This window comes from Enterobacter sp. Ap-1006 (assembly GCF_011752835.1).
Lineage (GTDB): Bacteria > Pseudomonadota > Gammaproteobacteria > Enterobacterales > Enterobacteriaceae > Cedecea.
In genome coordinates this window covers 110,266-123,250 of the sequence record NZ_VWWU01000003.1, presented here as the reverse complement: position 1 = coordinate 123,250, position 12,985 = coordinate 110,266, and the positions used below count along the sequence as shown (strand labels likewise).

General features: G+C 58.5%; 9 protein-coding genes. 3 read left to right on the top strand and 6 right to left on the bottom strand.

Translation table 11 applies throughout. The annotated features are described in order from the left end of the window. Nucleotides 1-7: 7 nt before the first annotated feature. Together F3J28_RS08800 and F3J28_RS08795 are read right to left on the bottom strand one after the other, a co-directional pair. Complete coding sequence (locus F3J28_RS08800) at nt 8-2,434, bottom strand: DUF3772 domain-containing protein (protein WP_166875071.1); 2,427 nt, start codon at nt 2,432-2,434, stop codon at nt 8-10. 376 nt (nt 2,435-2,810) lie between these two features. Then, a complete protein-coding gene (locus F3J28_RS08795; RefSeq protein ID WP_008453376.1) occupies nt 2,811-3,662 on the bottom strand; it encodes an Evf family palmitoylated virulence factor in 852 nt (283 codons plus the stop codon). Nucleotides 3,663-4,164: 502 nt separating this feature from the next. Here F3J28_RS08795 and F3J28_RS08790 point away from each other — a divergent pair. The 3 genes from F3J28_RS08790 to F3J28_RS08780 are packed head-to-tail and all read left to right on the top strand — an operon-like array spanning nt 4,165 to nt 7,874. Further along, entirely contained in the window at nt 4,165-5,142 is a 978-nt protein-coding gene (locus tag F3J28_RS08790) for an ABC transporter substrate-binding protein (protein WP_166875068.1), read from the top strand. Between the two features lie 3 nt (nt 5,143-5,145). Then, nucleotides 5,146-6,858: an ABC transporter permease gene (locus F3J28_RS08785; RefSeq protein ID WP_166876502.1), complete on the top strand. Its 1,713-nt coding sequence runs from the start codon at nt 5,146-5,148 to the stop codon at nt 6,856-6,858. Beyond that, nucleotides 6,846-7,874, top strand: a complete 1,029-nt coding sequence (locus tag F3J28_RS08780) for an ABC transporter ATP-binding protein (RefSeq protein WP_166875065.1) — start codon at nt 6,846-6,848, stop codon at nt 7,872-7,874. The genes F3J28_RS08785 and F3J28_RS08780 overlap by 13 nt, the downstream gene beginning before the upstream one ends. Before the next feature lie 65 nt (nt 7,875-7,939). Here F3J28_RS08780 and F3J28_RS08775 read toward each other — a convergent pair whose 3' ends face one another. The 4 genes from F3J28_RS08775 to purB form a co-directional block, all read right to left on the bottom strand. Further along, nucleotides 7,940-9,061 (bottom strand): ribosomal protein uL16 3-hydroxylase, encoded by a 1,122-nt coding sequence (locus F3J28_RS08775; protein WP_008453370.1) that lies wholly within the window; start codon nt 9,059-9,061, stop codon nt 7,940-7,942. A gap of 73 nt (nt 9,062-9,134) precedes the next feature. Beyond that, nucleotides 9,135-10,604, bottom strand: coding sequence for a two-component system sensor histidine kinase PhoQ (gene phoQ, locus F3J28_RS08770; protein ID WP_166865350.1), 1,470 nt, complete (start codon nt 10,602-10,604; stop codon nt 9,135-9,137). Continuing rightward, nucleotides 10,605-11,276 (bottom strand): two-component system response regulator PhoP, encoded by a 672-nt coding sequence (gene phoP, locus F3J28_RS08765; RefSeq protein ID WP_008453365.1) that lies wholly within the window; start codon nt 11,274-11,276, stop codon nt 10,605-10,607. Nucleotides 11,277-11,603: 327 nt separating this feature from the next. Further along, a complete protein-coding gene (gene purB, locus F3J28_RS08760) occupies nt 11,604-12,974 on the bottom strand; it encodes an adenylosuccinate lyase (protein WP_166875062.1) in 1,371 nt (456 codons plus the stop codon). Between the last annotated feature and the right edge of the window lie 11 nt (nt 12,975-12,985).

The window sequence follows — 12,985 nt, the reverse complement described above, 5'->3', positions numbered from 1 at the left end:
CCTCAACCTAAGACGAAAACTCGTCGTCATCGTCCAAAGCTTTCGCCCGCTGCTTCATAAAAACAACTTCCTGCGGGCTGGAAAGGTTCACTTCATTCTTACGCAGCAGCTTGAGGATATTAAACAGCAACTCGCTTTTGCTGGAGCCGACCATGCGCGGGCTGGCGACGTAGCCGGTCACGCTCAGGATAATGCCCTCCGGCCCCAGTTGGCTGAAGCGCACGTACGGCGCAGGCGTCGGGAGGATCACCTCATAGTCCTGGTAGGCGCTGAGCAGTAAATCGCGCACCAGCTCCGGGTCAATGTTGGTCGGGAAGGTCAGAGCGATGGTGACCACGCCTTGGGCATTGCCCATTGTGGCGTTGCGCACGTTCTGGGAAATCAGCTGCGAGTTGGGGACGATCATCGTCGAGCGGTCGCTGAGCTGGATCTCCGTGGCGCGCACGTTGATCCGCCTCACGTCGCCCTCAATGCCGCCGATGCCGATCATATCGCCGACCTTGACCGGGCGTTCGGTGAGCAGGATCAGGCCAGAGATAAAGTTCTTCACAATCTCCTGCAGGCCAAAGCCGATCCCCACGGACAGGGCGCTGACAATCCAGGCCAGGTTGTTCCACTGAATGCCCAGCGCGGCGAGGGTGATGAGGATCAGTAGCACGTAGCCGACGTTGGTAAACAGAGTAATCAGTGAGGCACGAATGCCGATATCGGCAATGGTTTTGGGCAGCAGCTCCTGGCTGAGCCAGCGCTGGGTCACGCGCAGAATGTACAGGCCAATCACCAGGCAAAGTACGGCGTTCAGCAGGTTGCCGGGCACGATGTGTAGCTGCTTCAGCCCGTCGCCGCTTAAAATCGTCACCAGCTTGCTGATAAGCAGGCTCGGCGTGGTGGTGCCGAAGGTGCCGTTAAACAGCGCGATGATGGTCATGAGTATCAGCGCGCATTTGGTGAAGGCGGTAAACACCACTGCCAGCTGTTCAAGGTGCCGGTCTTTAAACCGCAGCGACTTTTTCATCGCCTGGCCGGGGGCGGTGTGCGGTGAAAACACGGCGGCGAAAAAGTCGGTGGCAAAGGTCACCAGATAATAAAACGCCACCAGCACCATGCCGAACCAAATGACCTGGTAAGTCAGGTAGCGGGCGAAGGCGATGTAGCCGACCAGCAGCGAAGCCAGAATCGCCAGCGAAGCGAGCATGACCAGCAGGCAGACCAGGGCGTCGAGCCGGGAGCGCTTCTCGGCGGGCTCGCCGTTTCTTTCCAGCCGCCGGTGGGCGTGCTGCACGCGCAGCATCATGGCAAGCAGCACGCTGGCCATAACGGCAGAAATCAGCCCGTTGGCGCGGATCGTGGTGCCCAGGCTGGCGCCAATTGTATTATTAATCAGGTCGAGGCAGCCAATGAGCAGGCCGAGAATGGCCAGCAGCGGCGGGAAGTAACGCACGCTTTCCGCCACGCTGTCGTCGAGCTGCATCAGCCGCCACGAAGGGCGGTTCAGGGAAAGGAACGCGCGGCCTGCGCCATAAATCAATGAGCAGAACACGGCCAGCTGCACAAAGCCGTCGACAAAATCGCTCACCTGAGGAGAGAACTCTGCCCCCCGGGAAAAGGCGCTTTTCACAATGGAAAGCGCCAGCGCAAAAGTAAACATGGTCACTACCGTGCTGGCCAGCGTATTGAAGCTGCGGCGCAGGCGGCCATCCGGCAGCCAGGTGATGGCGATCCAGACCAGCAGCCGCTCAATCAGGTAGCAGCCAGCGAACACTATCGCGGCGGCAGCCACGAGCAGCCAGAAGGTGCCCCAGAACAACTCGGGTTCCCAGGCTACCTGCCAGGTTTCGAGCAGCTGCTCGCCAAAGGCATTGAAGCGCTGGATATCCACCGCCTGGGTGTCAGCTTCCTGCAGCCAGAAGGTGGCGCTCAACATGCTCCCGCTGTTCGACGCCAGCTGGGATTTAAAATAGGTGCGGCGGAGATCGTTAATCTGGATACCTAGCGCCCGGATGTTGGTTTGCAGGCTTTGCGAGGTGCTGATGGCCTCATCAATCTGCTTTTTGTCGCTGTTCAGCGCGTTGCGCTGCCGGGACACGCTGGCGGTTTCATTCCCCGCAGCGGTCTCCGGAGCAGGCCCCAGCACCTGCAGCTGAGCCTGCACTTTGTCGTGCATCGGCTGCAGCAGCGCGGCCAGGCTATCCACCTCCACGCCCAGCTTTTGCGTGGTGTCGAACAGCTTGATTAGACGGTTGTCGGTATTGGTCTGCGACACCTGCTGCTTAATGTTGTCTATCTGCGTCTTGTATTGCTTTAGCTGCCCGGCAATCTCTTTCAGGCTGGGATCCTGGTCTTCAGTCGGAGCCGCCAGGCTGCTTTGGGCCGTCAGACACAGGCAGACAAATAACAGGCAGGAGAGGAGGAAAGTATGCAGAGATTTGCTCATGGGATTGCGCTCAATGTCCCTATTAACGTTCACCCAAGTATGGGCAGGCGCTAATCAGATTTCCATCTTTTATCCTCGGGCGGCTACAGGGTGGGGACTTCTCCCGCCAGCCTGAAGCCTCTTCTTACCCGGGGCCGGGTATACACCGGCGTCACTTACCTTTTCAGTTGCCGTATTGCCGCGCCCCTCAATTTTTTCAATAAACTGCATTAGAAAAGTATTAGCCCCCGAATGGGGTGGCTTACACCAGACGGGGGCTAACCACAATGTAACCCTTCCAGGGCGGAGACGTTGAGCCAGTGCCCGCCCCTTCAGGAGTCAGCCAGGGTTGCTCACAGTATTATGCCCGGCCATCCTTTGGCCGGAAGCAATCAGGCTAATAGGCATGCTCCTTTTTGAACTGGTAATCTTTTGCCGGGGAGGAATCATTAAAGATACCGTCGAAGTAGGAGTCGGTCTCATCGATGGCTTTCCCTTCATATTTATCGAGGAAATCATCGACCCGTTTCTTGAAAGTGGGGTTGCTAAAGTACTCTTCAATTTTGAAGGTACCGCCTACAGTATTGACCCCGAACTTGAGGTTCACCTCATTGTAAGAGCCGCATGAAGTGGCTATTTTCTTTTGCGCCTGGCTGAAATAGGTGCCGTAGACCAGGAAACTGGGCTTATAGAAAATATTGCCGCTGTTGTCTTTAAATAAATCGTGAGTGGAATAAGCATACAGGTAATTGTAGTCGGCGGTGGTCTTATTCATTTCTGCGCTAAGCCCGTCGCCAAAGCCTTTCAGGAAGGCAGCAAAAGCAGAAACATTCCCCGCGATAACGCTGCAGGCAAATTCAATCACCGTTTTGGCTATTTCAATTCCTTTGACCGACGTGTCCAGGCTTTTATCGCCTGAGACCGGATCGGTAAAGAAGGCGTTGAGCAGCTGCTGGGTGACTTCTTTCCACTCTTTATAATTATATTTATCGGCACTGTTAGGGGCTTTTTTATTTACCGCTGCGCTGGCAACGCCGACGAAGCGTTCCATTAATACGCGGCCAGCCTCCACCTGTTTTTTTAAATTAGCGGGGGCATCATTGAATTGATAGGTTTGATATTGTACGGCGCCATCCTGAGACAGGCCGGGAACGAGAGGAGGTTTGTCACTCAGGAGTTCAGCCCCTTTCAAACCGTGGATTTGACTAAAGTACGCTTCTGCCGCGTCGATCGCTTTTTCATTGAACATAACAATGTTCTCCACAATGGATATTTATGCTGTGTGTCAAATAAAAACGGAGCATGCCATATAATATATTTATTTGACGTTGGGTAAATAAACTAAATATATGCAATATGTTTCCTGCCGCGTTTAACTTTTTTCGCCAAACGCTCGATGATTATAGCAACCGAATAAACTCGCGCGATTTTTATATGTGCCTGGCGCAGGCTTTGGCTTATTTGTTATTTGGTTGATATAAAACATCATGCGCGTGCAATATATAATGTGTTGGTTCCTTATTTTTTAAAATAACAGGGTTGATGCTGTTAATTTAATTTAAGGCAATATGCAGTCAATGAAAAACAGTCCATTATTTACCGGGATTAATAATGTTTTCCTCCTGTTAGGGCTATTAAGCGCTACGCTTAACGTGCCTCCGGCCAGCCAGCTGCGGTGCCAGTCCGGCTTCGGTCATACTCTTGTCAGATTCGGCTGGTTTAATCGTCGCCACGGAAAAAAGGGACATAAAATGATGAAAAAACATGTGTTGTTGACGGTGATGCTGGCGGCAATGAGTGCATCTGCTCTGGCAAAATCCACCTTAACGCTTTACACCAGCCAGCCCAATGAAGATGCGCAGACCACCGTCAGCGCCTTTGAAAAAGCGAACCCGGACATCGAAGTGAAATGGATCCGCGACGGCACCAGCAAGCTGACCGCCCGCTTACAGGCGGAAATGGCCGCCGGGGGCGCAGCGCCGGACGTGCTGCTGATTGCCGACAGCGTGACCATGGAATCCCTCAAGCAGCAAAACCTGCTGGCGGCCTACAAGTCGCCGGAGGCGGCGCGCTTCGATGCCCAGCTCTATGACAAAGATGGCTATTACTACGGTACCAAGTTGATTACCACCGGCATTGCGTACCACAGCAAAGCCCCGGTCAAGCCCACTTCGTGGCTCGATTTGCTCAAGCCCGAGCTGAAGAACATGACCACGCTGCCAAGCCCGCTATACTCCGGCGCGGCGCAGATCCACCAGGCCGCGATCATGGGCGCGCCGACGCTGGGCTGGGATTACTACGAAAAACTGAAGGCCAACGGGGCGATGCCGCAGAGCGGCAACGGCGCGGTGATGAACGCCATTGCCTCCGGCAGCAAAGCCTACGGCGTGCTGGTCGATTACATGGCGATCCGTGAGAAAGCCAAAGGCGCGCCGATTGAGTTTGCCTTCCCGACCGAGGGCGTGAGCATTGTCACCGAGCCGGTGGCGATGATGAAGGGCGCTAAAAATCCCGAAGCGGCAAAAGCGTTTATCGACTTCGTGCTCTCCAAAGCGGGGCAGGAGCTGGTGCTGAAACAGGGCTATCTGCCAGCAGATGCCAGCCTGCCGGTGCCGCAGGGCTTCCCGCCGCGCGACAGCATCAAAATCATGCCGTTTGATGCCGCCAAAGCGCTGGCGGACACCGACGCGAACAAAAAGCGGTTTGCCGACCTGTTCGGTAGCCGCTGATTGATGCTCAGCCCGGCATTGTCCCGCCCTAACGACGGCAGCCTGATGAAAGGGCTGCTGCGCCTGCTTGTTGTCGTCATTGCGCTCTTAAGCCTGCTCCCCAGCCTGCAGCTGCTGGTCTCCGCGTTGGTGGACTGGCGGCTCGGTGGGCAAAGCAGCCTGGGCCGCGTGCTCAGCAACCCGAACACCTGGGTCGCACTATGGAATAGTGTGTATACCAGCGGCCTGGGGGCGCTGCTTTCGCTCCTGCTGGGCAGCCTGTTTGCCTTTTGCCTCGGCCTGATGAACATCCGGGGCCGCCAGGCGTGGGCGTTTCTCTTTATGCTGCCGATGATGATCCCGCCGCAGGTCACGGCCCTGAGCTGGCTGCAGCTTTTCGGCCCCGGCAGCGTGCTGCTCAACAGCCTCGGCCTGGCGCCGGGGTTTGGCAGCCCCAATCCGCTTTATTCGGCGGAGGGGATCGCCTTCCTGCTTGGCATCCAGCACGCGCCGCTGGTGTTCCTGACCCTGCGCACGCAGTTGCAGAGTTTGCCGCAGGAACAGATTGAGGCGGCGAGGCTGAACGGCGCTTCTCTTTGGAGAGTTTTCATCGACATTATTCTGCCGCTGTGCCGACCCGCGCTGTGGGCCGGGGCGGCGCTGGCCTTTGTTTCCGCCCTCGGCAACTTCGGCATCCCGGCGATGCTCGGCATCCCCATCTCCTATTTCGTGCTGCCCGTGTACATCTACCAGACGCTCTCCAGCTTTGGCCCGTCGATGCTGAACGAGGTGGCCTCGCTCTCGGTGCTGATGGGCGTGCTGGCCGTCGCTATTGTCACGCTGCAGGGCATCATGCAGCGGCGTTACGCTTTGCCGCTGATCGGCATGGCCGGGCGGGCGGCAAGTATTGCGACAGGGAAAGGGCGGCTGGCGGTGGAGATCCTGCTCGCGCTCGTGCTGGCCGGGATGCTGGTGGCCCCGCTGCTGGCGCTGATCGCGACCTCGCTGGTGCCAACCCTGGGCGTGCCGCTCAACGGCGACACGCTGACGTTTGCCGCCTGGGCTGGCATTTTTGATGAGCAAAGTGCTACCTGGCGGGCGCTGACCAACAGTCTGCTGCTCTCCGTCAGTGCCGCCGCGCTGCTGATGGCGCTGAGCCTGCCGCTGGCCTGGCTGCTGGTGCGTCGCCCCAGTCGGCCTTTGCGCTGGCTGCACAGCCTGATCGACATTCCCTACACGCTTCCCGGCGTGGTGCTGGCCATCGCCTGCATTCTGCTGTTTGCGCGCCCGCTGCCGCTGCTGAACGTCAGTCTCAGCGGCACGTTGACGATTATCTTCTTCGCCTACCTGGCCCGGTTTCTTACCGTCTGCCTGAAGCCGGTTCACACCAGCATGCTGCAGCTGGATCCGGCGATGGAAGAGGCCGCGAGCCTGGCAGGAGCGGACGCCTCCCAACGGTTACGCCACATCGTGCTGCCGCTGCTGGCCCCGGCGGCCTTTGCCGGTGCGCTGCTGGTATTTCTCACGGCGGTGAACGAGCTGACTGTCTCCGCGCTGCTCTGGAGCGCCGGAAAAGAGACCCTCGGCGTGGTGGTGTTTAACCTCGACGAAAGCGGCGACAAGGTGATGGCCTCGGCGATTTCCGTGCTGGTGGTGGGGCTGGTCGCCGTGGTAATGCTGTTGCTCGGCGCGCTGGGCCGTTATTTACCGAAAGGAGTTATTCCATGGCAGAGCTAAGGCTGGACAAGCTCAGCAAATTATTTGGCGAGCAGGCCGTGGTGAAGGATCTCAGCCTGACGATCCCGTCCGGAGCTTTTACCGCCCTGCTGGGGCCGAGTGGCTGCGGCAAAACCACCACGCTGCGGATTGTGGCCGGGCTGGAGTCGCTGAGCGGCGGTCGCCTGTGGCTGGGCGATAAGCTGCTGGCCGACAGCGGCACCCACGTCCCGCCGGAACAGCGCGACATGGGCATGGTGTTTCAGTCCTACGCCCTGTGGCCGCACATGACCGTGGGGGAAAATGTCGGCTACCCGCTGAAGCTGCGCCAGGTCAACGGCGCGGCAAGGCAGAAACGTGTGATGGAGGCGCTGGAGGTCGTGGAGCTTGGGGCCTATTTCGGGCGCTCGCCCCAGGAACTCAGCGGCGGGCAGCGTCAGCGGGTGGCGCTGGCACGTTGCCTGGTCTCAGAGCCGCGTGTGGTTTTGCTTGATGAACCGCTGGCGAACCTCGACCGCCATCTTCGCGCTACTATGGAGCAGACTTTCCGCGAGTTTCACCGCCGCACGGGGGCGACATTTGTCTACGTCACGCACGACCAGGCGGAGGCGATGGCGCTCGCCAGCCATATCGCGGTGATGCACCAGGGCGAACTGATGCAGTGGGGCACCCCGCAGCAGCTTTATCAGCAGCCGCAGAATAGCTGGGTGGCCGGGTTTATCGGCCAGGGCAGCGTGCTGTCCCTCGCCGTTTCGCCGGGCTTACAAAGTCTGGATCTCGCCGCCTTGCACGGCGGACTGGATCAGCCCGGGCGAAATAAAACCGTGCCGGTTCTGGTGCGCCCGGAGCATGTGCAGATCTCACGCAGCGGGCCGATGGCCAGCGTCGAAAGCTGTATTTATCAGGGGGAACGCTATCTGCTGGAACTGCGTTTGCAGGACGGGCAGGCGCTGAGCGCGTTTCATTCTGCGCCGCTGGCGGTGCGGCAGAGCGTGAATGTGCAGCTGTTGCAGGGCTGGCGGCTGGATGCGGCGTGACAATTACGCCGTTGGCAGGAATATCCCGCCTTCACCGCGATAAACGGCAAAGGCGGGGCAGGGCTTTAGTCTTCGAAGAACCAGTAGCCGCTGTTCACCAGCGCGGCTAACGTGGCGAGGAAGGAAGGATCTTCCAGCGCATCGCCAAACTTCTCCGCGTCCAGCTTAATGTGGCTGGCCAGCGCTTCCACCGCCGGGCGGTGAGGGCTGTCGAGCTTCTCGCCGTTCACGTACACCTCTCCGGCCACGCGGAGCACGCGCAGGCCACCCAGGCGCACCAGCTTATCGCCCTGCTGCAGCGCGTCGTAGATCTCATCCGGCTGATAAGGCGGCTCCGGCGGCGCAACGTCCAGCTCGTGGCGGGACTGGGTAATAAACTCGCCAAACCAGCTGTGGAAGGTCTCCGGCTGGTTAACGATATCCAGCATCATCTCGCGCAGCTTGTCGATTTCCTGCGGCAGAATATCTGCCGGGTGCTGGCGCTCAGGCACATCCGGGTCGGTATAGCGTAACCCGCCCAGCTCGCGCTGCAGCACGTAGTCGGCAAAGCCGCTGATCAGCTCGCGGCCGCTTGGCGCGCGGAAGCCGACGGAGTAGTTCAGCGCGTTTTCCAGCGAGTAGCCTTCGTGCGGGAAGCCCGGCGGAATATACAGAATGTCGCCCGGCTCCATCTCTTCGTCGATGATGGCGTCGAACGGCTCAACCTGGAGCAGGTCCGGGTGCGGGCAGTGCTGTTTCATGGCGACTTTTTCGCCCACGCGCCAGCGGCGGCGGCCCACGCCCTGAATAATAAACACGTCGTACTGGTCCAGGTGCGGGCCTACGCCGCCGCCTGGCACAGAGAAGGAGATCATCAGGTCGTCAATGCGCCAGTCGGGCAGGGCGCGGAAGGGGCGCATCAGGGCGCTGGAAGGTTCATGCCAGTTGTTCACGGCCTGCACCAGCAGCGACCAGTTGTTTTCGCCGAGGTGATCGTAGCTCTGGAACGGGCCGTGGCTGACCTGCCATTTGCCGCCCTGGTGGCTCACGAGGCGGCTGTCCACCTCGCTTTCCATGGCCAGACCGGCCAGCTCATCCGGTGAAATAGGGTCGATGAAGTTTTTAAAGCCGCGCTTCAGCACCACAGGGCGTTTTTGCCAGTAGCGTGCAATAAAGTCGGGCCAGTTTAAATCCAGGTGATAATCCATATTATTGTCTTCCTGCAGATGGAGGAGCCTGACACGGATTATAACGGATGGCGAGCCGGGTTACGGGACTATTTCACCCTTCATTCTGCTCCGGCTGCTGGCGGGCAAAAATCACCTCCATGCGCGCGCCGCCCAGAATGCTGGCACTGGTCTGGATCTCGCCGTTGTACTGCTCGACAATTTCGCGGGCAACCGACAGCCCGACGCCCTGGCCCGGGCGCAGCGTATCGGCCCGCTGGCCGCGATCGAAGACCATGGCGCGTTTGCTTTCCGGAATACCGGGGCCGTCGTCTTCCACGATCAGGTGCAGCGCGTCGTCGGTCTGGCGGGCGGTCACTTCCACAAACTCGAGGCAGTATTTGCAGGCGTTATCCAGCAGGTTGCCCATCACTTCCATAAAGTCATTTTGCTCGCCGATAAAGGTGATTTCCGGCGAAACGTCCAGCGTGATGTTCACCCCTTTGCGCTGGTAAACCTTGTTCAGCGCCGAGCACAGGTTGTCCAGCAGCGGGGCAACGGAATGCAGCTCCCGGCTAAGCAGGGCGCTGTTGCCGCGCATGCTGGCGCGATGCAGGTAGTAGCCGATCTGCTGCGAGATGCGGCTGATCTGCTCCAGCATCACCGGTTCGGCCTGCTCGACGTTCATCTTGTCGGTGCGCAGCGACCGCAGGGTCGACTGCAGCACGGCGAGCGGCGTTTTCAGGCTGTGCGTTAAGTCCGTTAGCGTGGTGCGGTACTTGTCGTGGCGATCGCGCTCGGTGCGCAGCAGCTGGTTAAGGTTACGCACCAGGCTTGTCAGCTCGCGGGTTGTTTCCGGGTTCAGGCTGTCGCGGTCGTGTTTTTCCAGCTCGCGCACTTCCTGAGCGAGTTCCTGAATCGGGCGCAGGCTCCACCAGGCGGCAAGCCACAGCAGCGGCACTACCAGCAGCAGGTTGGCCAGCAGGACGTAAATAAACCAGCTCCACACCATGTACGAGCGCTTTAGCTCGATAGGAATGGTGTCCACCACGACCACGGTCAGCGCCGGCATGCGCGCCGTCGCCGGGTAAAGGTTGACCGCCACCGAGTGGGTCATCTCGTAGCCGTCGTCGCTTTCGTCATCGTGCATGTCTTTCAGCTGGGCCAGGCGGTCTTTGTCGTTGTCCAGCAGGGCGGTACTCGTTGCGTAGTCGGCCTCCAGCTCGTGGAAGCCGTTGCCGGTCAGCCACTCTTTCTGGATCTGCTGCACCACGTCCGGGACGTTGCGCTGCATCCACAGCAGTTTGCCGTGCTCGTCGTAAATCAGCGCCATGGTCGGGCTTTGGATGCTGATGTTATCGGGCAAGTCCACCTGCAGCTTGCCGTCCTTCCAGCTGGACAGCGTATAGAACAGGTTACTTTCCCCGCGCAGCAGGCGGAAGGTGGTTTTATCGAAGCTGACGCTGTAGCCCACCAGCGCCACCAGGCCGTAAGCCAGGGAAAGCACCATCACAACCGCGGCGGTAGCCAGTAAGAAACGAACCCGCAGCGACAGCGGCAGGATATGGCGAAAAATGTTCAGCATTTAGTGGAGATCGAACCTGTAGCCCTGCCCGCGCACGGTGGTGATCACTTCCTGCGGGTATTCAGCCTGAATTTTTTTACGTAAACGGCCCATCAGCACGTCAATAGTGTGGCTTTCGCGCAGTTCGGCGTCCGGGTAGAGCTGCAGCATCAGCGAGTCTTTGCTGACCACCTTCCCGGCGTTGCGGATGATGGTTTCCATGATGGTGTATTCAAACGCGGTGAGCTTGATCAGGTTGTCGTTAATCGACAGCTCGCGGCGGGACAAATCGACCTGGAACGGCGGCAGGGAAATCACCTGCGAAGCCAGACCGCTGTTACGGCGCATCAGCGCCTGCATACGGGCGACCACTTCTTCCAGATGGAAAGGTTTAGTGACGTAGTCATCGGCCCCGGCGCCCAGAACTTCAACTTTGTCCTGCCAGCCTTCACGGGCGGTTAATACCATGATGGGAATGGTTACGTCATGGCTGCGCCAGCGGCGGATCAGGCTCATGCCGTCTTCATCCGGCAGGCCTAAGTCAACAATTGCGATGTCCGGGGTATGTTCATTCAGGAAATAGTCTGCCTCTTTGGCATCCTCGGCCGCATCCACCTGGTGGCCTGCTTCACGCAGCTGCACCTTAAGGTGATGACGCAGCAGGGCATTATCTTCCACGACCAGTACGCGCATTGTATTTCCTCAATCCATTCATAGTATTGATAGTTTAGCGCTAATTATTAATGACAGGAAATAAACCTCGTATAAACAATGCCCTTATGGAGATTAACGCTTAGTCAACAATCGCATTTGGCTGGAGACCCTCACCCTAACCCTCTCCCAGAGGGAGAGGGGATAAAAAAATATACCTTGTCACTTGTTTCCTCCCTCGCCCCTTTGGGGGGAGGGGATGACAAAGGTGTTTTGTCACTTGTTTTCCCCCTCGCCCCTCTGGGGAGAGGGCCGGGGTGAGGGGCAAATTGCAGGCAAAAAAAAGCCCTCCGAAGAGGGCATTTTTCATTACTTCAGCTCGTCAACCATGGTAATGGCGCGGCCAATATAGTTGGCAGGCGTCATGGCTTTCAGGCGAGTTTTCTCTTCTTCCGGCAGCTCGAGGCTGTCGATGAACTGCTTCATGCCTTCGGCGTCAACGCGTTTGCCGCGGGTCAGCTCTTTCAGCTTCTCGTACGGCTTTTCGATGCCGTAGCGGCGCATCACGGTCTGAATCGGCTCAGCCAGCACTTCCCAGTTGTGATCCAGCTCGTCCAGCAGGCGGTCGCGGTTCACTTCCAGCTTGCTCACGCCCTTCAGGGTGGACTGATAGGCGATCAACGCATAGCCGATACCCACGCCCAGGTTACGCAGCACGGTAGAGTCGGTCAGGTCACGCTGCCAGCGGGACACCGGCAGTTTGCTTGCCAGGTGCTGCAGCATGGCGTTGGACAGGCCGAGGTTGCCTTCGGAGTTTTCGAAGTCAATCGGGTTCACCTTGTGCGGCATGGTGGAGGAGCCAATTTCACCGGCGATAGTTTTCTGCTTGAAGTGGTTCAGGGCGATGTAGCCCCACACGTCGCGGTCGAAGTCGATCAGGATGGTGTTGAAGCGCGCGATGCAGTCAAACAGCTCGGCGATATAGTCGTGCGGTTCGATCTGGGTGGTGTACGGGTTCCACTGAACGCCCAGAGAAGTCACGAACTCTTCGCTGAACTGGTGCCAGTCCACTTCCGGGTAAGCGGCGATGTGGGCGTTGTAGTTGCCGACCGCGCCGTTGATTTTGCCGAGGATTTCAACGTTGCCGAGCTGGCGGAACTGGCGCTCCATGCGGTAAGCGACGTTTGCCATCTCTTTCCCCATGGTGGATGGGGTCGCCGGCTGGCCGTGGGTACGGGACAGCAGCGGGATGTCGCGGTACTGCACCGCCAGATCTTTCACCGCATCGATGATTTTACGCCAGTACGGCAGGACCACGTCTTTACGCGCGGTGTCGAGCATCAGCGCGTGGGACAGGTTGTTGATGTCTTCGGAAGTACAGGCGAAGTGAATAAATTCGGACACCGCGTGCAGGGCAGGGATCGCTTCCACTTTCTCTTTCAGGAAGTATTCCACCGCTTTCACGTCGTGGTTGGTGGTGCGCTCGATGGTTTTGATGCGCGCGGCGTCAGCCTCGCTGAACTCGGCGACGATTTTATCAAGGTAACCGTTTGCGTCCGCATCAAAAGCAGGAACTTCCTTGATCGCTGCGTGCGCGGCCAGCTTTTGCAGCCAACGTACTTCGACCTGTACGCGGAATTTCAGCAGACCGAATTCGCTGAAAATAGCGCGCAGAGCGCTGACTTTGTCGCCGTAGCGCCCGTCAACGGGGGAAACGGCGGTCAGTGAGGATAATTCCATAACAACTCCTG

Coding starts and splice junctions, on each gene's coding strand:
- F3J28_RS08800 (WP_166875071.1), bottom strand. CDS start 2,434: ATGAGCAAATCTCTGCATACTTTCCTCCTCTCCTGCCTGTTATTTGTC.
- F3J28_RS08795 (WP_008453376.1), bottom strand. CDS start 3,662: ATGTTCAATGAAAAAGCGATCGACGCGGCAGAAGCGTACTTTAGTCAA.
- F3J28_RS08790 (WP_166875068.1), top strand. CDS start 4,165: ATGATGAAAAAACATGTGTTGTTGACGGTGATGCTGGCGGCAATGAGT.
- F3J28_RS08785 (WP_166876502.1), top strand. CDS start 5,146: ATGCTCAGCCCGGCATTGTCCCGCCCTAACGACGGCAGCCTGATGAAA.
- F3J28_RS08780 (WP_166875065.1), top strand. CDS start 6,846: ATGGCAGAGCTAAGGCTGGACAAGCTCAGCAAATTATTTGGCGAGCAG.
- F3J28_RS08775 (WP_008453370.1), bottom strand. CDS start 9,061: ATGGATTATCACCTGGATTTAAACTGGCCCGACTTTATTGCACGCTAC.
- phoQ (WP_166865350.1), bottom strand. CDS start 10,604: ATGCTGAACATTTTTCGCCATATCCTGCCGCTGTCGCTGCGGGTTCGT.
- phoP (WP_008453365.1), bottom strand. CDS start 11,276: ATGCGCGTACTGGTCGTGGAAGATAATGCCCTGCTGCGTCATCACCTT.
- purB (WP_166875062.1), bottom strand. CDS start 12,974: ATGGAATTATCCTCACTGACCGCCGTTTCCCCCGTTGACGGGCGCTAC.